Origin of the sequence: Amycolatopsis sp. WAC 04169, from assembly GCF_003947535.1 — a bacterium.
GTDB classification, from domain to species: domain Bacteria; phylum Actinomycetota; class Actinomycetes; order Mycobacteriales; family Pseudonocardiaceae; genus Amycolatopsis; species Amycolatopsis keratiniphila.
In genome coordinates this window covers 660,748-682,618 of record NZ_QHJI01000007.1, presented here as the reverse complement: position 1 = coordinate 682,618, position 21,871 = coordinate 660,748, and the positions used below count along the sequence as shown (strand labels likewise).

12 protein-coding genes are annotated in these 21,871 nt (G+C 71.5%); 7 read left to right on the top strand and 5 right to left on the bottom strand.

The features are described 5' to 3' along the window. Positions 1-266 precede the first annotated feature (266 nt). Positions 267-1,586, top strand: a complete 1,320-nt coding sequence (locus DMC61_RS22185; protein WP_125690928.1) for a hypothetical protein — start codon at positions 267-269, stop codon at positions 1,584-1,586. A 7-nt stretch (positions 1,587-1,593) separates the two neighbouring features. Here the strand turns inward: DMC61_RS22185 and DMC61_RS22180 are convergent, their stop codons facing one another. The 3 genes from DMC61_RS22180 to DMC61_RS22170 all read right to left on the bottom strand — a co-directional run bounded on the left by DMC61_RS22180 (position 1,594) and on the right by DMC61_RS22170 (position 3,857). Continuing rightward, complete coding sequence (locus DMC61_RS22180; protein ID WP_125690927.1) at positions 1,594-2,217, bottom strand: response regulator transcription factor; 624 nt, start codon at positions 2,215-2,217, stop codon at positions 1,594-1,596. A 99-nt stretch (positions 2,218-2,316) separates the two neighbouring features. After that, complete coding sequence (locus tag DMC61_RS22175) at positions 2,317-2,967, bottom strand: response regulator transcription factor (RefSeq protein ID WP_125690926.1); 651 nt, start codon at positions 2,965-2,967, stop codon at positions 2,317-2,319. A 5-nt stretch (positions 2,968-2,972) separates the two neighbouring features. Continuing rightward, positions 2,973-3,857 carry a sensor histidine kinase gene (locus DMC61_RS22170; RefSeq protein WP_233594902.1) on the bottom strand — a complete coding sequence of 295 codons (885 nt, stop codon included), beginning with the start codon at positions 3,855-3,857 and terminating at the stop codon, positions 2,973-2,975. 158 nt (positions 3,858-4,015) lie between these two features. Here DMC61_RS22170 and DMC61_RS22165 point away from each other — a divergent pair, with 158 nt between their 5' ends. Continuing rightward, positions 4,016-4,783, top strand: coding sequence for a twin-arginine translocation pathway signal protein (locus DMC61_RS22165; RefSeq protein ID WP_125690925.1), 768 nt, complete (start codon positions 4,016-4,018; stop codon positions 4,781-4,783). 282 nt (positions 4,784-5,065) lie between these two features. After that, positions 5,066-6,265: an NAD(P)/FAD-dependent oxidoreductase gene (locus DMC61_RS22160; protein ID WP_125690924.1), complete on the top strand. Its 1,200-nt coding sequence runs from the start codon at positions 5,066-5,068 to the stop codon at positions 6,263-6,265. A gap of 24 nt (positions 6,266-6,289) precedes the next feature. On the opposite strand, the gene DMC61_RS22155 is transcribed toward DMC61_RS22160, so the two are convergent. After that, a complete protein-coding gene (locus DMC61_RS22155) occupies positions 6,290-7,090 on the bottom strand; it encodes an SAM-dependent methyltransferase (RefSeq protein WP_125690923.1) in 801 nt (266 codons plus the stop codon). Between the two features lie 209 nt (positions 7,091-7,299). On the opposite strand from DMC61_RS22155, the gene DMC61_RS22150 reads away from it, so the two are divergent. Then, positions 7,300-8,088 (top strand): trypsin-like serine protease, encoded by a 789-nt coding sequence (locus DMC61_RS22150; protein ID WP_125690922.1) that lies wholly within the window; start codon positions 7,300-7,302, stop codon positions 8,086-8,088. Positions 8,089-8,140: 52 nt separating this feature from the next. Here DMC61_RS22150 and DMC61_RS22145 read toward each other — a convergent pair whose 3' ends face one another. Beyond that, a complete protein-coding gene (locus tag DMC61_RS22145) occupies positions 8,141-9,118 on the bottom strand; it encodes a hypothetical protein (protein WP_125690921.1) in 978 nt (325 codons plus the stop codon). Positions 9,119-9,616: 498 nt separating this feature from the next. Between DMC61_RS22145 and DMC61_RS22140 the strand changes: the two genes are divergently transcribed. From DMC61_RS22140 to DMC61_RS22130, 3 genes are read left to right on the top strand one after another with little or no spacing between them, the layout of a single operon-like run. Further along, entirely contained in the window at positions 9,617-13,045 is a 3,429-nt protein-coding gene (locus tag DMC61_RS22140) for an AMP-binding protein (RefSeq protein ID WP_125690920.1), read from the top strand. Then, complete coding sequence (locus DMC61_RS22135) at positions 13,042-16,500, top strand: non-ribosomal peptide synthetase (RefSeq protein ID WP_125690919.1); 3,459 nt, start codon at positions 13,042-13,044, stop codon at positions 16,498-16,500. The genes DMC61_RS22140 and DMC61_RS22135 overlap by 4 nt, the downstream gene beginning before the upstream one ends. A gap of 10 nt (positions 16,501-16,510) precedes the next feature. Beyond that, on the top strand, positions 16,511-21,829 hold the full coding sequence (locus tag DMC61_RS22130; RefSeq protein WP_125690918.1) for a type I polyketide synthase: 5,319 nt from the start codon (positions 16,511-16,513) through the stop codon (positions 21,827-21,829). The last annotated feature ends 42 nt before the right edge of the window (positions 21,830-21,871 follow it).

Below are 21,871 nucleotides of genomic sequence, written 5' to 3'. Positions count from 1 at the left end.
CGTCCTGGGTAAGTCCGTGATCCAGACCGTTCTGGATCTTTTCCCGTTCCTCGCACGTCAACCGGGGTCCTGGCATGAAGATCTCCTATCAGCTGCCACCACTTGCAACAACCGATTGAGACCGCCGAGCCTTCGGCCCACTCGTGACAGCATGAAACCGCTCAGACCGCGTCCAAGCACACTGCCCCTATGGGCAACGACCGGCGCACGGCCGCACACCCGTCCGCTGGTGCCGGTCGCGACGCCGGACGCGCAGACTTCTGGGTATGGGAGCAACGGCGACGCTGTCCGAGGCGGGTCTGGTCGCGGAACCGGGCCAGGAGATCAGCTGCTCGGTGACGATCCGCAATGCCGGCCGGGTCGTCGATCAGTTCGCGATCGAGGTGGTCGGCGACCCGGGTGCCTGGGCCACCGCGGAACCGGCGACGGTGAACCTGCTGCCGGGCGAGGCGGGCACGGTCGTCGTCCGGTTCGCGCCGCCGCGCTCGTCCGACGTTCGGGCGGGCCTGATTCCCTTCGGTGTCAGGGTTTTCTCGAGTGAGGATCCGGCGGGGTCGGTGGTCGAGGAGGGCACCCTCCAGCTCGGCGCGTTCACCGAGGTGACCGCCGAAGTCGTCCCGTCGAAGGTGGAGGCCGGTTCCAAGGCCGACTTCGAAGTCGCCGTCGACAACCGCGGCAACCACCCGGTCGCCGTCGAACTGAGCGCGCTCGACCCCGAGGACGAGCTCGACTTCCAGCTCGAACGGAACCGCGCCGACCTCGCGCCGGGCACGGCCGCGTTCGTCCGCCTGCGCGCCCGGCCGCGGAAACGGTTCCTGCGCGGGCAACCCGTACGGCATCGCTTCCAGGTGTTCGTCATCGCCGACAATGCCGAACCGCTCAAGACCGAAGCCACCATGGTGCAACGGCAGCTGCTGCCGAAGTGGCTGCTGCCGGCGCTGGCCGCGCTCCTGCTGCTGTTGCTGGCCTTGGTGACACTGTGGTTCACCGTGCTGAGACCCGCGGTGAAGTCGGCCGCCCGTGAAGCCGCTCAGGAACAGAACCAGGAGGTGATCAAGGCCGCCCAGGACGCCGGTGGCGCCGCGGGCGAGGCGAAGAAGGACGCCGATCAGGCCAAACAGAACTCCGAAGACGCGATGAAGGCCGTCGGGCTGACCCCGCCGCCGGACGGCGCGCCGCCCGGCCCCAGGGCGTCGAACGGTGTCCCGAACCCGGCGGGCAACGCCAACGGGACACCGACCGACTTCCGCGTGGCGGCGGACGCGGCGGTCGATTCGAACGTCAACCGCTTCGCCGAATTCCCCTACACCATGCCGGATGCCTCGAAGACCCTGGTCGTCACCGACCTCATTCTGCAGAACCCGCGTGGTGACAACGGAACCCTGCGGCTGCTGCGGGATTCCGGTGGCACCAAGACGGTCCTGCTCGAAGTCGGCCTCGCGAACTTCCGCGACCTCGACCACCACTGGTTGCAGGCTTGGCGGTTCGCCCCCGGCGAGAAGATCGTGCTCGCGGTCAGCTGCCAGACGCCGGGAGGCGGCAGCCGGTGCACCCCGTCGGTCTCGTTCTCCGGCCGCGTCGAATAGACGCCGATCAGATCAACCCCTCGCGCAAGGCGAACGCGACGGCGTGAGCGCGGTTGCGGAGCTGGAAACGGTTGGTGATGTCGTGCAGGATCGATTTCACCGTGCGCTCGGAATAGCTCAGCCGATCGGCGATCTCCTTCGTCTCGAAGCCGTCGGCGACCATCCGCAGCACCTGGATCTCGCGTTGTGCCATCCCGGCCAGATCCCAGCCGTTCGGTTGCAGCACGTCCCGCTGCAACCGGGACACCCTGGACAGCAGGCGCCCGAGCAGATCCGGCGGCAGCGCGCCCTCCCCGGCGGCCGCGGCCTTCACCAGCCGCACCAGGGTGTCGGGGGTGGCGTCGGCCCGGCGGATGATCGCGGAGACACCGTTGCCCACGACGTCCAGGAGCTCCGAGTCGTCCACCTCCCCGGCGACCAGGACGACCCCGGCGCAGCCGGCGCAATTGAGACTGCGCAGCAACTGCCGCGCCTCCTCGTTCAGCCGCTCGACGATGACCAGTACGACGGCCGGCTCATCGGTGTCCTCGGCGAAACGGATCTCAGGGCGTGCGCGCAGCGCGGCGGTGACACCCGCGTGCGTGATGGTGTCGGTGGCATGGAGCAGCACCGGGATCTGGTCGACGAGCATCGATGAACCCCTCCCGTGAACGGTGTTCCGTCATTCCCAAGGATCGTGCGGACGGGGTTTCGCGAACAGGGATCCGGTGTCCCGATATGTCCCGCTTTGCTACTCCGATCGAGCGACGCCCGCCTTCCTGATCTTGGCGATGGCCTGGGCGCGGTCGGTGACCTGGAGCTTGCGGAAGATGTGGGACACGTGGTTCCGCACGGTTTTCGGGCTGAGCACCAGCCGGTCGGCGATGGAGGCGTTCCCCATGCCCTGCGCGATGAGCCGCATGATCTCCCGCTCGCGCGCGGTCAGCTCCGGGAACGACTCGTTGCGCGGGGTTTCCGTGCCCAGCAGGGCAAGCACCTGGGTCGCGATCGCCGGGCTGAAGATCGCCTCGCCGTCGCCGATCACCCGTACCGCGCGGACGACCTGCTCGTTGCGCGCCCCCTTGAGCAGATAGCCGCGCGCACCCGCGCGCATGGCGGCGAACACGGCGGCCTCGTTCTCGAACATGGTCAGCATGAGCACACCGGTGTGCGGGGAGGCCTTCACGATCCGGCGGGTCGCCTCGACGCCGTCGAGGTCCGGCAGGTTCAGGTCCATCAGGATGACGTCGGGTTCCAGCCTGCCCGCTTCCGCGACCGCGGTGAGGCCGTCGGCGGCCTGCCCGACCACGTCGATGCCGTGGGTACCGTCGAGCATCGCGCAGATGGCCGTCCGGAAAGCGGGATGATCGTCCACCACGAGGACGCGGAGGGGCGGGAACATCGCGTTCACTCCTGGGCGGCGAGCGGCAGCCAGGCGGCGATCCGGGTGCCGCCCGAGGACACCGGTTCGACCACGCAGCCGCCGCCGAGGTCGACGGCGCGTTCCCGCATCGAACGCAACCCGGTCCCACCGGCCGCGGGCAGCGGCTCCCCGCCCGTGCCGACCCCGTCGTCGACGATCTCCACGCGCAGATCGCCGTCCAGCGGCCAGAGGCGCACCGTGCACTGCCGGGCACCGGAGTGGCGGGCGATGTTCACGAGCGCCTCGCGGATGATCCGGTACGCGGCGACCTCCACCGCGGCCGACAGCGGCGGCAGCTCACGGCGGACCTCGACCGTCACCGCGAGCGGACCGTGCTCGGCGGGGACCCGGTCGGCGAGCAGTCCGGCGTACCGGCGCACGGCCGTGACGAGACCCGCCTCGTCGAGCGCGGGCGGCCGCGCGTCGGTCACGATGCGGCGCAGTTCGGTGATGGCGCCGTAGAGCTCCTCCTCGATCCGGGACAGGAGACGCTCGGCCCCGGCTCGGTCGCGGACGAGCAGATCCCGGGCCGCGCGCAACCCGAGCACGGCCACGGCGAGTGTCGGCCCGACGCCGTCGTGGAGGTCGCTGAGCACCGTCCGGAGCCGGTCCTCGTATCCGGCGGGATGAACGACGTCGGTGACGACGAAGGTCCGGCGCATTTTCTCCCCCGTGTCGGGCGGTGGTGCGGCTCGGTGGTGCGTAGCGTTCTGGTCACTCGCGGTACTAGTCGCGGAATCCGGTCCCGGCGTTTCCCCACCTGCCACGAGTTCAGGTAACGGTTTGGAGCCGATGCGGGCGGCGGCTCGGTCGGCCGCGACCCGGGCGGCGGCGAAATGCCGTAACCGGGATTCGAGAATTCGGGTCATAAAATGATGGTGCTCGCTTCGAAGTATGATGCGCGCGAGTGAACTTTCTCGACAGTGGACAGGCCTTCGCGGACAATCGGATCCGCGCGGCACCCTGCGAGCAAATCCTTCTGTTGCGCTCAGTTCCCTGCTCCCATCATTTGGCGAAAAGGAACCTTATGCATGACGATGACGAACCGGTAGGCCGGGTGCTCGGCAGGCGGCAGGCGTTGATTCTGCTCGGCGCCGCCGGCGCGACACTCGCCGCCGCGGGCTCCGCGGCGGCGAGCACCACCACTCCCGCCGCGGGCATCCCCGAGGTCTGCACGCTGGATTGCGTGGTCAAGCCCGAGCAAATGGAGGGTCCGTACTTCGTAGACGAGCGGCTCAATCGCTCCGATATCCGCAGTGAGCCATCCACCGGCCAACTGGTTCCCGGCACCGCGCTGGTAATCAATTTCACCGTTCAACAGGTTCGCCAGCAGCAGTGCACCGCGCTGCCCGGAGCGATGATCGACCTGTGGCAGTGCGACGCGTTCGGGCTGTATTCCGACATTCCGTCCCAGGGCAGTCGCGGCCGCCGTTTCCTGCGCGGTTATCAGAACACCGACCAGGCGGGCACGGCCCGGTTCACCACCATTCTTCCCGGCTGGTACACCGGACGCACACTGCATATCCACGTCAAGATACGCACCACCGGAACCAACGGCCGTCCGTACGAGTTCACTTCGCAGCTCTACTTCACGCCCGAGTTCGGCGCGGCCTATCTGCGGACCGATCCGTACCGGCGGAAAGGCCCGGCCGACACGACCAACAGCCGGGACTCGATCTACCGCAACGGCGGATCGCAGATGCTGCTGCGTCCGCAGCAGAGCGGGACCGGTTACACGGCGGACTTCGCCATCGGTCTCGACCTGTCGAACACCCAGGTCGGCCGCCCCGACTAGCGCCATCGTGTGACACCAAACGGGCCGAAGGCTCCCTTCGCCGCATCGGACGCGGCGAAGGGAGCCTTCGGCCCGTTGTAGCACTCACGCGCCCACGGCCACGCCGAGTAGCCCCGCGGGCCGAAGCCGCCCCCTTCATAACACCGTGACCCGCTGGATCAACTCCGATCGAGTGTCGCCTACCTGCGGACTTGACCGCCGACGAGAATAAGACCAAACTTCGTTGGTGAAAAGGAGTCCGCCATGACGCATGGTCCACTCGACCCATGAGGAGCTGACAAAGTGGAATCGCCGACGTTTGTGGTCATCGGTGCCGGCCTGGCCGGTGCGAAAGCCACGGAAGCCTTACGCGACAAGGGATTCGACGGGCGGATCGTGCTGCTCGGCGATGAGGGGCACCGCCCGTACGAACGGCCGCCGCTCTCGAAGGACATGCTCACCGGAAAAGCCGGGCCGGACAGCGCTTTCGTGCACGACGAGGGCTGGTACTCCGGCCACGAGGTCGAGCTGCGGCTCGGCGCCCGCGTCACCGCGATCCATCGCGCGGCCCACGAGGTCGAGCTCGCCGACGGCACCCGGGTCGGCTACACCAAGCTGCTGCTGGCGACCGGAGCCGAACCTCGCGTCCTGCCTGGCGCGGAGGGCGCGCTCACGCTGCGCCGCCTCGGTGACTCCGAGCGGCTGCGGCAGGTACTGGAGACCGGGTCCCGGCTCGCGGTGGTCGGCGCCGGGTGGATCGGTCTCGAAGCCGCGGCGGCGGCCAGGCAGGCCGGTCTCGACGTGACGGTGCTGGAAGCACTCGATCTGCCGCTGCTGCCCGCGCTGGGACGCGACGTGGCCAAGGTGTTCGCGGACCTGCACGCCGCACACGGCGTCGACCTGCGGTTCGGGGTCAAGGTGGCCGAAGCGGGCGCGAAGCACGTCAGCCTCGCCGACGGCACACGTGTCGACGCCGACGCCGTCCTCGTCGGGGTCGGCGCGGTCCCGAACACCGAGCTGGCCGAAGCCGCCGGATTGACCGTGGACAACGGCATCCGCGTCGACGCGCACCTGTGCACCGGCGACCCGGACATCTTCGCCGCCGGGGACGTCGCCAACGCGGACCACCCGTTCCTGGGCCATCCGGTCCGGGTGGAGCACTGGGCGAACGCGCTCAAGCATCCCGCCGTCGCGGCCGCCGGGATGCTCGGCAAGGACGAAACCTACGACGAACTCCCGTATTTCTTCACCGACCAGTACGACCTCGGGATGGAGTACCTCGGCCACAACGCCGGTCACGACCGGGTCGTCTTCCGCGGCGACGTCGGGGCCAGGGAGTTCATCGCCTTCTGGCTCAAGGGAGACCGGGTGCTGGCGGGGATGAACGTCAACGTCTGGGACGTCACCGACCCGATCAAGGCCTTGATCCGCGGCGGGCGTCCGGTGAACCCCGGCCGGCTCGCCGACACTTCGGTGCCACTCGGGGAGGTCACCGTCGGCTGAGCCGGGAGGAGTGGCGCCGGGCGTTCAGACTTTGCGCCCGACGCCGGCGTAGACGTCGTCCGGCTCGATGTCGCGAAGACCTGGTTCCGCATGCCACAGCGGTGCGCTCACGACACCGGGTTCGACCAGGTCCAGCCCGTCGAACAGGGCGGCGACCTCGGCGTAAGGGCGGAAATACATGGGGTCCCGGCTGTTCTTCATCGCCTCGGTGACCGCCGCCATCGCCTCGGGCGCGTGGTCGGCGGTCAGATGCGACAGCGCGACCAGGCTGCCGGACGGCAGCGTTTCGCGGTACCGGGCGACGATCTCGGCGGGGCGCAGGCTGTCCGGGATGAAATGGAAGACGGCCACCATGAGCAGCCCGATCGGCCGGTCGAAGTCCAGCATCTCTCGCGTCGCCGCGGAGTTCAGCACCTCTTCCGGCCGGCAGAGGTCCGCCTCGACGACGGTGGCGTTCGGATTCCCGTCGAGGATGAGGCGGCTGTGCGCGACGGCGACCTTGTCGTAGTCGACGTAGACCACCTTGCAGCCTGGGTCCATCTCCTGCGCGATTTCGTGCACGTTGCCGACGGTCGGGATCCCCGAGCTCAGATCGAGGAACTGGGTGATGCCGTGGGAGACCATGTACCGCACGGCACGGCGGAGGAACGCCCGGTTGGACGCGGCGACCCGGCGCCCGGACGGCAGGACGGCCACGACCTTCTCCCCGACGGCGCGGTCGGCGTCGAAGTTGTGGCTGCCGCCGAGCAGCCAGTCGTAGACCCGGGCCGCGCTGGGCAATCGGACGTCGACGCCCTCTGGAACCCGTTCACCCTGCACGGACACCCCACACCTCACACCGTGTCGACAGCTGGAAACCTTTTTGTCACCAGCACCGTACCGACTCGGACTCGGGACGCCTATCGTGTGGCGCGGTCACGCTGGGTCGGCCATTCGGCCGATGGCGCCCCGGCCGATGAGCCGATCCGGTCATGATCTTCGCCTCATAGTGTGACGACGGTAAGTAATTCGTCGTCTACGGGGAGATCACGATAATGCTTCGCAAAACAGGGGTACTGGCGGTCGGGCTGGCCGCGGCGGGAGCGATGCTGATCCCGGGGGTCGCCGCGGCGGCCGAGGGGCCGACGCCCTATGTCATCGGCGGGCACGACGCCACCGAGGACTACTCGTTCATGGTGTCGCTGCAGCAGGGCGGCAACCATTTCTGCGGCGGCTCGCTGATCAGCGAAGACTGGGTGGTGACCGCGGCGCACTGCGTGAAGGGAGCGCGGCCGGGGGAGATCAGGACCAGGATCGGGGCGCGGCAGCACGACAGCGGGGGCACGGAGACCGGTGTCAGCCGGATCATCGTGCATCCGGACTTCGTCGGGCAGAACCCGCCGGGCGCGGACATCGCGCTGGTGCGGTTGGACAAAGCGGTGAGCGAGAAGCCGATCGAGATCGCCGGGGCGGTGGGCGAAGCGGGCACGGCGACCCGGATCCTCGGCTGGGGTGAGCACTGCGCCGACCAGACCTGCGGGGCGCCGGAGATCCTCCAGGAGCTCGAAACCAAGGTCCGGCCGGCGGGGGATTGCCGAAATCTGGCCACGGGCAAGGAGATCTGCACCGGTTCCGACACCCCGGACGCGATGGGTTGCTACGGCGACTCGGGCGGGCCGCAGATCAAGGGCAGGCCGGGCGAGTGGGAACTGGTCGGCGCCACCAGCCGCGATGGCGACGCGGACCCGAAGTGCGCCAGCGGTCTGGGCATCTGGACCGACGTGACGGTGTACCGGGACTGGATCGCCGAGCAGCAGGCGAGCCACTCCGGTAGCGAGGCGTGACAAACGGGCGAGGACGGTGATGAGACCGTCCTCGCCCGTTCACCGCGATCCGTCACCGGGGCGCGAGTGCCTCCAAAGAGGACAGTGGCGCCTTGTGCAGGTTCGAAATGATGTTCCTCGGCTTGTCCGCGGCCTTGCTGTAGTAGTGCGCGCCGGACTCGAACGCCAGGTAGACGTTGCTGCCGTAGACGGTCAGCCCCTCGGACATGCTCGGCGCGCGGAAGCAGTGCTTCTTGGCCGTGTCCAGGTCCTTGTCACCCGCGCCGCGCCGGACGACGTAGATGTTGCTGCGGTTGTTCCTGCCGTGCGAAGTGCTGTAGATGAACAGGTCCTTGGTGACAATGAGGCCCTGCGTCTTCGTCGGCACTTCCCACGACCCCGGCCGGTAGCTCAGCTTGCCGTCGGCGCCGACGGTGTACGAGTGCATCAGACCGCGTTTGGCGTCCTCGAACTTGCCCGCCCACAGGGTGTCGGTCGGGCCGTGGCTGGTGAGGAACGAGGAGGCGTAGACGGTCTGCGCCTTCCCCTCCTGCTCGATGGGCAGCGACTTCTTGATCGCGTTCTTCAGCTTCGCCAGCGAGTACTTGCGGATCGTGTCGCCCTTGCCCGACACGAACGCCCAGCCCTGCTTCTCGAACACGGCGATCCCGCCGACGTGCGAGTAGGCGAGCAGCGCCTGGCCGACCTGCTTGCCGGTCTTGGCGTCGATGCCGATGATGATCGCGCTGCGGTGGCCCGACTCGTACGAGGAGACCAGGATCAGGTCGTTCGAGCCGTCCCAGTTCGACCAGGTCGCCGTGCCCTGCGGGATGTTCGTCTCCAGCGCGGGGACGGGGTGACTCTTGCTGAACCGGTTGTCGTAGGCGTAGGAGGCGGATTCCCCGCGGTAGAAGGGCCCGTCCTTGCCGCTGGACTTCGTGTCACAGGTGATGGCCGCGGCCTCAGCGGAGGCGGTGCCCACCACCGTCAGGCCGAGCAGGAGCGTGCTCGCCGCGGCGGTGATCGTCGCCTTCTTGAGTAGCGTCTTCATTCATTCCCTTGTAGTCGTCGTGCGTCCGGTTCTCAACTGGGACTCGCCGGAGGCGCTCGCGGTTCCGGCGGGTCCGCGGCGAACACGGCCGGTCACGGTGGGTTAGTCCATTGAGGACGGTGACCGTCCTCCGCGTATTTCTGAATCGATTGTGGAAAATTGTCCACTTTGTTTTGGTGAACGCATTCCTCGGCACAGTGTCGGTTAATATCCGACGCATTACCAAAAGTGATCGACCGAGTGTTCATGGTGGTCGGCGAATCGGTCACGAAAGCCGTCGGGGTGCCCGATTGGGCTGGAAGACGTGGATTGCTGCGTCTTGTGGTCCAAGATCAGTGCGCCATTCGGACCAAATCGATGGAAATCGTATTCCTCGTCGCGGCCTGCCGTCTTAACCTTGCGTAATTCTTCACCTGCATGGTCACTGGGGAGCAAGATGAAGTCCACGCCGTTGTTGTCGCGCGCCCGAAAAGCCTCGGAGCGACTGTCCGACGCCCGATGAGACAAGACGGCTGCGTCGGCCGATTCGAGGTGCACGCCCGGCGATCACCGGACCGGATCGCGGTCGACGAGCACGGCACCGGGGTCACCTACGACCGGCTCGCCGGGCTCGCGGGCGGCCGCGCGCTGCGGTTGCGCGACGCCGGTGTCCGGCCGGGGGAGCGGGTCGGGCTCGTCACCGGCCACGGCACTGCCGCGATCGCGGCGATCCTCGGCACGCTCGCCGCGGGCTGCACCTACGTCCCGCTGGACCCGACCTTCCCCCGCGAGCGTCTCGAACACCAGCTCGCGGCCGCACGGGTGACCGCCGTGCTCGCGGATCCGGAGTACGTCGAGCTCGCGGAGTCCTTGTGCCGTACCGGATCCGCGCGGCTCGTGCGTACCGGTACGGAGACCGCGCCGCTTCCGGTGTCCGAAGCCGACCCGGACAGTCCTGCGTACGTGCTGTTCACGTCCGGGTCCACCGGCAGGCCGAAGGCCGTCGCGCAGACCCACCGCAACCTGCTGCACGTGGTCGGCAACCAGATCGACGCGCTCGGCATCACCGCGGCCGACCGGCTCAGCCTGCTCGCGTCGTTCGGTTTCGACGCGGCGATCCCGGACCTGTACCCGGCTCTGCTCACCGGGGCCGCGGTCGTGCCGGTCGACCTGCGCGCGCACGGTCTCGCGCACGCCGCGCGCGAGCTGACCAGGCATGAAGTCACCGTCTACCACTCGACGCCCACGGTCTACCGGCACCTTCTCGACGTCCTCGGCGAGACCGGCCTCCCGTCCGTGCGGACCGTGCTGCTCGGCGGCGAGCAGGCGACCCACGCCGACGTCCGCCGTGGCCGGTTCGCGCCGGAGTGCGTGTTCGTCAACGGCTACGGCGCCACCGAGGTGACCTTCGCCGCGCACTACCGGACGACCGCCGCCGAACTGGACCCGGATGCCGACGGGCCGCTGCCGATCGGGCGCGCGCTGCCCGGGTTCACGCTGACCGTGCTGGACGGCGGGGAACTCGAAGTGAGCGGGCGGCACCTCGTCGACGGCTACCTCGACCAGCCGAGTCCGGCGTTCGGGGTGACGGCCGACGGCGGCCGCCGTTACCGGACCGGCGATCTCGCCGCGCTGCTGCCGGACGGGAACCTCGTCTGCCTCGGCCGGATCGACCGGCAGGTCAAGGTCCGCGGTTTCCGGGTGGAGCTGACCGAGATCGAGGCCCGGCTCGCCGAACAGCCCGGCGTGGCCGAGGCCCGCGCGATCGTGCGCGACGGCGACCTGCTCGCCTACGTGACCGCGGCCGGGCAGCGTCCGGACGGCCGGACGCTGCGGGCCGCCTTGGCGGACGTCCTGCCCGGCTACTCGGTCCCCGCCGCCGTCGCCGTGCTGGACGCTTTTCCGCTGACCGTCACCGGGAAACTCGACGAACTGGCGCTGCCGGACCCGCGGACGGCCGTGACCGTCCCGGCCGAGCGGCTGACCCCGGACGAGGAACGCGTGCACCGGATCTGGTGCGCGGTGCTGGGCCGCGACCGGATCGGGCGCACCGAGGCGTTCTTCGACGCCGGTGGCGACTCGCTGCGGCTCGGCCGGGTGCAGGCGGGGCTGGCCGACGAGTTCGGGGTGGACGTCCCGATGCTCGCCCTGTTCGAGCGTACGACGATCGCCGGGCAGGCCGCCTGGTTCACCGAGTCCACTTCGGACACTCAGCCGCGGGTCACCGCGGAGGAACAGACCGGGGACCTCATCGCCGTCGTCGGGCTGGCCTGCCGGTTCCCCGGTGCGCCGGACGCCGCCTCGTTCTGGTGGAACCTCTGTGCGGGCATCGACTCGATCCACGACTACACCGACGAAGAGCTGGCGGCGCTGGGCATCGGGCCGGGCCTGCGTGCCGACCCGGCGTACGTGCGGGCCGGTGGCCGGATCGACGGTGTCGAAGACTTCGACGCCGGGTTCTTCGGATTCACCGCCGACGAAGCCGCGCGGACCGACCCCCAGCACCGGCTGTTCCTCGAAACGGCCTGGCGGGCGCTGGAGGACGCGGGCCGCGATCCCGCCGCCGAGACCGGGCCGGTCGGGGTGTTCACGAGCACCTCGGTGAACCGCTACTTCCTGTTCCACCTGTTCGGCAACCCGGCGGTGACCGGCGACGTCGACCCGGACGACTGGGAGGGGCGGCTGCCCGGCCGCCAGCTCGCCGATCACCTGCCCGGCCAGGTCGCGTACCGGCTCGGGCTGACCGGGCCGGCCGTGGCCGTGCAGAGCGCGTGCTCCAGTTCGCTCGCGGCGGTGGCGCTGGCCGCGCAGAGCCTGCTGGATTACCGGTGCGACGTCGCGCTGGCCGGTGGGGCGAGCGTGACGTGGCCGCGGTATCGCAGCGGCGGGCTCGTCTCGCCGGACGGCCGGTGCCGGGCGTTCGACGTCGCCGCGGCGGGCGCCGGATTCGGCTCGGGCGCAGGCGCGGTCGTGCTTCGGCGGCTGGCGGACGCGGTCGCCGACCGCGACCACGTCTACGCCGTGCTGCCCGGCTGGGCGATCACGAACGACGGCCCCGACCGCGCGGGCTACGCCGTGCCGGGACCGGCGGGGCAGGCGGCCGCGGTGGCCGAGGCGCTGGCCCTCGCGGACGTCGCCCCGGACGAGGTCGCGCTGCTCGAAGCCCACGGCAGCGGCACCCCGCTCGGCGACGCGATCGAGATGGCCGCGCTCAACCGGGTCTACCGGGACACGCCGCCGGAAACGTGTGCGCTGGGCTCGGTGAAGACGAACATCGGGCACCTCGACACGGCGGCGGGTATCGCCGGGCTGATCAAGGCCGTGTTGTCCGTGCGGCACGGCGTCATCCCACCGAGCCTGCACTTCACCGCCCCGCATCCGGAGGTCGACCTGGCGGGCGGCCCCTGGTACGTCCCCGCGAAGGCCACCGACTGGCCCGACCGCGACCGGCGGGTGGCCGGGGTCAGCTCGTTCGGCATGGGCGGCACGAACGTGCACGTGATCGTGGAGGAGGCCCCAGCCGTCCCGCCACGGCAGCCGGCGAGCGGTCCGTTCGTCCTGCCGCTGTCCGCGCGCGACCCGAAGGCGTTGCGCGAGGCGGTTTCCCGGCTGCGGGACCGGCTCTCCACGGACGCGCCGGACCTCGGGGACACGGCGTACACGCTGTCGGTCCGCCGGGCGTTCGCTTGCCGCGCCGCCGTGGTGGCGGACTCGGTCGAGTCGGCGGTGGCCGCGCTCGACGCGGTGCTGGCGAACGGAACCGACGTCGAGGGCCCCGCCGGGGCAGAGCGGGACCTGGCCGTTCATTGGGCCGGGGGCGGCGACATCGAGTGGGCAGCGGACGGCGATCCCGGCCGCGTCCCCTTGCCGGGCTATCCGTTCCAGCGGGAGCGGCACTGGATCGACCCATCGCCTCAGCACACAACCGACCAGGAGACCCCTCGGTGACCGACACCTTGCCCGTCGTGGGTGGCCATGGCCCGCCACTGTCCTATCCGGACACCACGCTCACCGGGCTGATCCTCGCCCAGGCCGCGCGCACCCCCGACGCGGTCGCCGTCCGGCAGGGGGACGCCCGGCTGACCTACCGCGAACTGGTCGCGTCGGCGACCGGCGTCGCCCGGTTGCTGCGGGCCCGGGGCGCCGGGCCCGGCACCCGCGTCGGCGTCTGCGCCGACCGGCGCCCGGAGCTGATCTCGACCGTGGTGGGGGTGCTGCTGTCCGGGGCCGCCTACGTGCCGCTCGAACCAGGCGGGCCGAAGGCGCGGCTGGCCGAAATCGCGGCGGATGCCGAGGTCTCCCTCGTCGTAGGTGACTGCGCGCGGGCCGAATTCGGTGCCGCGCAAGGTATCGAGGCGCTCGACGTGCCCCAGCCCGCGGACGGGCCCGTCGACTGCCCCGCCGGGCCGGACGACCTCGTCCACCTCCTCTACACCTCCGGCTCCACCGGCCGTCCCAAGGGCGTGCTGACCAGTCACCGCAACGTGGTCGCGTTCGTGACCGGGTTCGCCGCCGCCCTCGGGATCCGGCCCGGCGCCCGCGCGCTCGGCATCTCGTCGCTCGCCTTCGACGCCTTCACCATGGACGTGTTCGTCCCGCTGACGCACGGCGGATCGGTGCAGCTCACCGGCGCCGCCGACCGGGCCGACCCCGAACGGCTGCGGCGGTTCCTCGTCGAGCACGACGTCGAGTGGGGCTTCGTCACGCCGACGCTGCTGTCCATGATCGACCCCGCGACCGTTCCCGGCTGGCGCGTCATCGCCTGCGGTGGCGAGCCGGTGCCGGCGGAGCTCGCCGCGCGCTGGCTGCCGGGGCGGCGGTTCTTCAACGCCTACGGCCCGACCGAGACCACCGTCGTGGTCGTCACCGACGAGGTCACCGGCATCCCCGCCGATCCGCTGCCGCTCGGCCGCCCGACGCCGAACCACCGGGCGTACGTCGTGGACGCCGGGCTGCGGCCGGTCGCGCCCGGCGAGATCGGCGAGCTGCTCATCGGCGGCCCGGGCGTCGCGCTCGGCTACCTCGGCAGCCCCGAGCTGACCGCCGAGAAGTTCGTCGACGACCCGATCACGCCGGGAGAACGGCTCTACCGCACCGGAGACCTGGCCCGCGAGCTGCCCGACGGGCGTCTCGAGTTCGCCGGCCGCGCCGACCAGCAGGTGAAGGTCCGCGGCCAGCGGATCGAGCTGGGCGAGGTGGAGGCCGCGCTCACCACCCACCCGGACGTCGACGCCGCCGCCGTGACGGCCGTCCCCGGCCCGGCGGGCACCCGGCTGGTGGCCTTTCTGGCACCGGCGTCGGCACCGTCCGATGTGGACGAACTCGGCCGGGACCGGCTCACCGCGGCGATGCGCCCGGCCGCGATCCGGGTGCTCGACCGTCTGCCGGTCAACCCGCTCACCGGCAAGGTCGACCGGCCCGCGCTGCGCGAACTGGCCGAAGCGGCGCTGGCAGAGGAACGGTCCGGCCTCGGCCCGCTCGGCACCCCGGCCGAACGCGCGGTCGCGGCCATCTGGCGGCGGGTGCTCGGTGCGGGCGCGGGGACGGACTTCCTGGCCTCGGGCGGGAACTCGATCGCCGCGATGCGCCTGGTCGCGGCGCTGCGCACGGAGCTGGCCGCGGACGTCGCCGCGGAGGACGTCCTGGCCACCGGCACGCTCGACGGGTTGACCCGGCGGGTCGCGGCCGCGTCGCCGTTGACCGGGCCGGGCCTGACCACCGGGCACGCGCCCACCCTGTCGCCGCAGCAGCGGCGGCTGTGGTTCCTCGACCAGCTCGCCCCGGACGCCGCGCCGTACAACATCGCGATGGCGTTCCGGCTGACCGGCGCGCTGGACGTCGACGCGCTGCGCCACGCCTTGCGCGCGGTCGCCGAGCGGCACGACGTGCTCCGCTGGCGGATCCGCGCCGTCGACGGCGCGCCGGTGGCGGATCGCCTGCCGCCGTCGGACGTTCCGCTGCCGGTGACGCCGGTGACCGAGGACGGTCTGCGGGCCCGGCTGGCCGCCGACGCCGCGACGCCGGTGCACCTGGACCGCGAGGCTCCCTGGCGCGTGCGGCTCTACCGGCTCGGCGAGACGGAGCACGTGCTCGGCTTCACGCTGCATCACGCGGTGTTCGACGGCTGGTCGCAGGACCTGCTGTGCGCCGACCTGTCGGCGGCCTACCGGGGTGAGCCGCTGCCGCCGCCGGTGGCGTCCTACGCGGACTACGCGGTGTGGCGGGCCGGACGCGACGAACGCCGCGAAGCGGTTGATGTCGCGTGGTGGACCGAACGTCTCGCCGGTGCACCATCCACAGTGGACCTTCCGCGCGACCGGCCGCGTCCTGCCGTGCAGACCTACCGGGGCGCGAGCCTGCGTCAGTCCTTTTCGGACGGTGTCGCCGACTCGGTGCGGGCACTGGCCGCCCGCACCGGTATGACCCGCGCCGGGGTGCTGCTCGCCGCGTTCGGCCAGCTGCTGCGGCGGCTCACCGGGGCGAGCGATCACCTGGTCGCCACGGTCGTCGCCGACCGGCAGCTCGCCGAATGCCAGGAGGTCGCGGGGTTCTTCGTCGACATCGTGCCGGTGCGGCTGCGGGCCGACGACGCCGCGGACTTCGCCTCGCACGTCCGCGACGGCGGCGCTGAACTCCTCGCCGCGACCGCGCATCCGGCCGCACCGGTCGAGCGGCTCGTCGAGGCGCTCGGCGTACCCCGCGATCCCGCGCGCGCCCCGCTCGTGCAGGTGATGTTCAACGTGCTGAACTTCGCCGAGCCGAAGCTGGACCTGCCGGGCGTTGCCTCGGCGTGGCTGCCGGTCGACAAGCCGGGATCGCCGTTCGACCTCACGGTGTACGTCCACGACGACGGCGTCGAACTGCTCTACAACCCGGATCTGTTCGACCAGACCCGGATGGCCGGGCTCGCCGAGGATTACGTCGCCCTGCTCGGCGCGCTGGCCGCGGCGCCGGACGCGCCGGTCGGGACGAGCGTGCCGCAGCTGCCGCGGGCGGACGTCCGCACCGCCGCTCCCGCCGCGGCGGCCCGCGCCAGGGCACGCCCGGCGCCGGTGGTCGCGGATCCGGCGGCGCTCGCCGCGACCGAGGCCGTGATCGCGCGTGCGTGGTGCGACGTCCTCGGCGTGGCAGAAGTGGGGCACACCGACAACTTCTTCGACGTGGGCGGGCATTCGCTCGCTCTCGCCAGGGTGCACGCCCAGGTCACCGCCCGGCTCGCCCGCCGGATCCCGATGGTCGACCTGTTCACCCATCCCACCGTCCGCGCCCTCGCCGCGCATCTGCACTCCGGCGACGCCGCCAGCCCGGAGCTGGCGCGTGCCGCCGAACGCGTCGCCGCCCGCCGCGGCCGCACCCAGACCAGAAGACCCCGTCGCACCGCCGGCCCGGCCGGCCCCGGATAGGAGCACCACCGTGACCCACCTCCCCGAAACCGGCACCGGCGACCCCGGAGCCGAACCCATCGCGATCGTCGGACTGGACGTGCGCGTGCCCGGCGCGCGTGACGCGCGGCAGTTCTGGCGCAACCTCGTCGACGGCGTCGAGTCGATCGTGCCCGCCACCCGCGAGGAGATGATCGCCCGCGGCGCCGCACCGGACACGGTGGACGATCCGAGCTGGGTGAACGCCACCGCCGTGGTCGACGGCTTCGACGAGTTCGACGCGGAACTGTTCGGCATGACCAGCCGCGAGGCCGAGATCACCGACCCGCAGCATCGGCTGTTCCTCCAGTCGTGCCACGCCGCGCTCACCGACGCGGGCTACGACCCGGCCCGCTTCGACGGCGCGATCGGCGTCTACGGCGGGTCCGGGGGCACCGGATACCTGACCGAGAACCTGATGCGCAACGAGCGGCTCCTCGCCTCGCAGCACGGCGGGATCGGCATCTCGACCGGCAACCAGCCGAGCTACCTGACTACCTCGGTGTCGTACAAACTCAACCTGCGCGGCCCGAGCCTCGCGGTGTTCACCGCCTGTTCGACGTCGCTGGTCGCGGTGCATCTCGCCTGTGAGGCGCTGCGCAACGGCGAATGCGACATGGCGCTGGCCGGCGGGGTCAACGTGGAGATGCCGCACGGCGTCGGCTACATGGGTGTCGACGGCTTCACCTCACCGGACGGCCACGTCCGCGCGTTCGACGCGGGCGCCAACGGCACGGTCTGGAGCAGCGGCGTCGGGGTCGTGCTGGTGAAGCGGCTGTCGCAGGCGATCGAGGACGGCGACCACATCCGGGGCGTCGTGCTGGGCAACGCGATCAACAACGACGGCGCCACCAAGGTCGGCTTCTCCGCGCCCAGCGTGTCCGGGCAGACCGAAGCGGTCGCGCAGGCCGTCGGCATGGCCGGGGTCGACCCGCGCACCATCGGCTACGTCGAGGCGCACGGCACCGGCACCGCGCTGGGCGACCCGATCGAGATCACCGCACTGTCCACTGTGTACGGAAACGGGGTCGAGGACACCGGCTGGTGCGCGATCGGCTCGGTGAAGTCCAATATCGGCCACCTGTCGCAGGCGGCGGGCGTGGTCTCGTTGATCAAGGCCGTGCTCGTGATGGAACACGGGCTGATCCCGCCGACCATCAACTACCACGAACCCAACCCCGGCATCGACTTCCCGGCGAGCCCGTTCTATCCGGCGCGCGAAGTGACGAAGTGGGAGGCGGACCGGGTGCCGCGGCGGGCGGGCGTCAGCTCGTTCGGCGTCGGCGGCACCAACGCCCACGTCGTGCTGGAGGAGGCGCCGAGCCCGCAGCGGTCCCGCACGCCGCACCCGGCGCATCTGCTGCGCGTGTCGGCCAACACCGCGGAGGCGCTCTCGGCCGCGGTCGACCAGCTCGCCGAGCGGCTGGCCGGTGACGTGGACGTCGACCTCGCCGACGTGGCGTACACCCTGGCCGCCGGGCGCACCGAGTACCCGCATCGGGCGGTCGTCGTCGCCCGTGACCCGGAGGACGCGGTCGACGGGCTGCGCGACCCCCGGCGCCTCGTGTCCGCACAGGCCGGGGAGACGAACGTGGCGTTCCTCTTCCCCGGGCAGGGTTCCCAGTACGCCGGGATGGGCGCCGAGCTGTACGACGCCGAGCCGGTGTTCGCCGCGGCCGTCGACGAGTGCCTGCGGCTGCTCGAAGCCGAGCTGCCGGAGCTGCGCGACCTGATCTTCCGGCCAGGGGGCGAGCAGGCGCTGAGGGAAACCCGCGTGACCCAGCCCGCGCTGTTCGTCGTCGAGTACGCGCTGGCGAGGCTGTGGCTGAGCTGGGGCGTGCGGCCGGCGGCGATGATCGGGCACTCGGTCGGCGAGTACGTCGCCGCCACCGTCGCCGGGGTCTTCACCCTGCCGGACGCGTTGAACCTGGTCGCCACCCGCGGCCGCCTCATGCAGTCGATGCCCGCCGGGGCGATGCTGGCCGTCCAGCTCGACGAGGAGAGCGTCGCCTCGCGGCTGCCGGACACGCTTGCGATCGCCGGGGTGAACGGGCCCGGCACGTGTGTCGTGGCCGGGCCGTCGGACGCGGTCGCGGATTTCGCGGCGACGCTCAAGTCCAGCGGTGTGCAGTGCCGCGAACTGGTGACCTCGCACGCGTTCCACTCGCCGATGATGGACCCGATCCTCGCCGAGTTCACCGCGGCCGTCACCGCCGTCACCCGCACCGCGCCCACACGGCCGTTCCTCTCGAACGTCACCGGCGACTGGATCACCGACGCCCAGGCCACCGACCCGGCCTACTGGGCCTCGCACCTGCGTCAGGCCGTCCGGTTCGGCGACTGCGTCAAGAACCTGTTCGCGCGCGGCGGCCGCTGGGCGCTCGTCGAATGCGGCCCGGGTCACCAGCTGTCCGGGCTGTCCCGCGGCCAGGTGCCGAAGGGCATGCCCGCGCCGCAGCCGAGCCTGCCGGGCCGGACCGAGCGCATCGGCGACGTCGAAACGCTCTACGGCGCGGCCGGTCTCTTGTGGACGAACGGGGTTTCCCTGGAACCGCGGACGTTCGGTGCTCCGGGCAACCGGGTCCCGCTGCCCGGCTACCCGTATGCGCGCAAGCGGTACTGGGTCGACCCGGACCCGGTGACGGCGACCCGGCCCGTGCGGTCGACCGGTCCGCTGCCGCTGTCCGAGTGGTTCGCGGTCCCGGCGTGGCGGCAGGCGGAACCGGATCTGCGACGCGAGCCCCTCGCGAACGCGCTCGTCTTCACCACCGACGACGTCCTGCCCGGCCTGCTCCGCGACGCGGGGGTGGGGGTCACCGAGGTGCGCCCCGGTGACGGGTTCGCCGCGACGGAGACCGGATTCACCGTCCGGCCCGGGGTCCGCGAGGACTACGACGCACTCGTGGCCGCGCTGCCCGCCCGGCCCGAGCGGGTCGTCCACGCCTGGGCACTGGCCGGGGACGAGCGCGGCATGGCCGCACTGGACCGCGGGTTCTTCAGCGTGCTCAATCTCGTCCAGGCCTGGGGCGAGCCGGTGCGGATCGACGTGCTGAGCACCGGCACCGCCGACGTCACCGGTACCGATCTGACCCGGCCCGAGCACGCGACCCTCGCCGGTATCGCGAGGGTGGTGCCGCTGGAGGCGCCGGGCACCGTGGTGCGCCGGATCGACACCGATCGTGTGCAGGACGCCATCGCCGAGCTGTTCCGCCCGGCGGACGCGGCGGCCGAGGTCGCGCTGCGGGCCGGCCGTCGCTGGGTGCTGGACTACACCCAGCTCGCCCTGCCCGAGACCGCCGAACCGGTGCTGCGCGACGGCGGCCGGTACCTGATCACGGGCGGGACCGGCGGTATCGGCATCACCCTCGCCGAGGATCTCGCCCGCCGGGTGCGGGCGAAGCTCGTGCTGCTCACCCGCGCCGGGCTGCCGCCGCGGGCGGAGTGGGACGCGCACCTCGCCGCGCACGGCGGCACTGACCGCGCCGGGCGCGCGATGCTCGCCGTGCGGCGGATGGAGGCCGCGGGCGCGGTGGTGCACGTCGTCGCCGCCGACGTCACCGACGCGGCGCGGCTGCGCGAGGTCCGAGAGCTGGCCGAGCGCGAGTTCGGCGGCCTCGACGGGATCGTGCACGCCGCCGGGCTGCCCGGCGGCGGTGTCGCCGAGGTGAAGGAGCGGGCCGCGGCCGAGGCCGTGCTGGCCCCGAAGATCGCCGGGACACTGGCGCTGGCCGAGGCGTTCGCCGACCTGCCGATGGACTTCGTCGCGCTGTGCTCGTCGATCACCGCGGCGGTGGGCGGCATCGGGCAGGTCGACTACTGCGCCGCCAACAACTTCCTCGACGCCTACGCGCGGGGCGGTCACGGCTGGCAGGCGCGGCTGGTGTCGCACGCCTGGGGCGGCTGGGACGAGGTCGGCATGGCCGCGGAGGTGGCCGCGCCGACCACGATCCGCACCACCCGGTCGCGGGCGCTCGGCCCGGTCGGGCACCCCGTGCTCACCACGCGCACCGAGGACGGCGCGCACGGGCTCGTCTCGGCGGCCACGCACTGGCTGCTCGACGAGCACCGGATCGCCGGGGTGCCGGTGGTCCCGGGCACGGGACACCTGGAGACCGTCCGTGCGGCGGTGGCCGCGTCGCTGCCGAAGCCCGGCGACGGATACGTCGTCGAGCTGCGGGACGTCGCGTTCCTGGAGCCGTTCGGCGTCCCGGACGGCGCCACCGCGGAGTACCGCGTGGAGTTCGACGGCGACGACTTCACCGTGACCAGCCACGTCGCGGGCGCGAGCCGGACCCACGTGCGCGGATCCGCCGGATGGGTCGCGGCCGAACCGGTGTCCACTGTGGACATCGCGGCGGTGACCGGGCGGACCGAGCCGATCGACGACGGGCACGGCTTCGGCACCGGCCGCACCAGCATGGTCACCTTCGGCCCGCGCTGGGCGGCGTTGCGCGAACACCGCATCGGCGCGGAGGAGGAGCTGGCCACGATCACGGCCCCCGACGCGGCGGCGGGTGACGTCGGCGCCTGGGGCCTGCACCCGGCGCTGCTGGACGTCGCGACCGCGTTCGGCCGCGGCCGGGGGAGCGGCACCTACCTGCCGATGAGCTACGGCCGGATCGTCGTGCACGACGCGCTCCCGGCGAGTTTCCGTAGTCATCTGCGCTACCGCGACTCCGGCGGCGACCAGGTGGTGGCGGCCGACCTCTCACTGTGCGACGAGACCGGCCGCGTGCTCGTCACGATCGAGGATTTCGTGCTGCGCCAGGTCGATCAGGCCGCCGTCGGCGGTGGCCTGACCTCATCATCGTCCACAGTGGACAGCGCGGGGACCTCGACCGGGATCCGGCCGGTCGACGGTGCCGAGGCGTTCGTCCGGGCGCTGGCCCCCGGCCTCGGCGGGCACGTGGTCATCACCACCCTGCCGGTGCGGGAGCTGATCGAGCGCCAGGTCAGTGCCGAGGAACTGGAGGAACCCGGCGAAGCACCGGTGGCGGTGTCGGAAGACGACTACGTCGCCCCGCGCACCGAGCTGGAGGCCGAGATCGCCCGTCAGTGGACCGAGCTGCTCGGCGTGGAGAAGATCGGCGTGCACGACGACTTCTTCGCCCTCGGCGGCAACTCGCTGGTCGCGATCCAGCTCATCGCCCAGGTGCGCAAGGCCACCGGCGCGCGGCTGGCGATGAAGACGCTGTTCGAAGCGTCCACGGTGGCCACCCTGGCCGAGCGGATCGAGGAGCTGCGCGCCGGCAAGGCCGAGGCGCCCGCCGAAGAACCCGCCCGGACCACCATCCCCAAGCTCGAGCGCTGAGCCGTGCGGTGGGTCGTGAGCGGCGTTTCGATTAGAACCCGA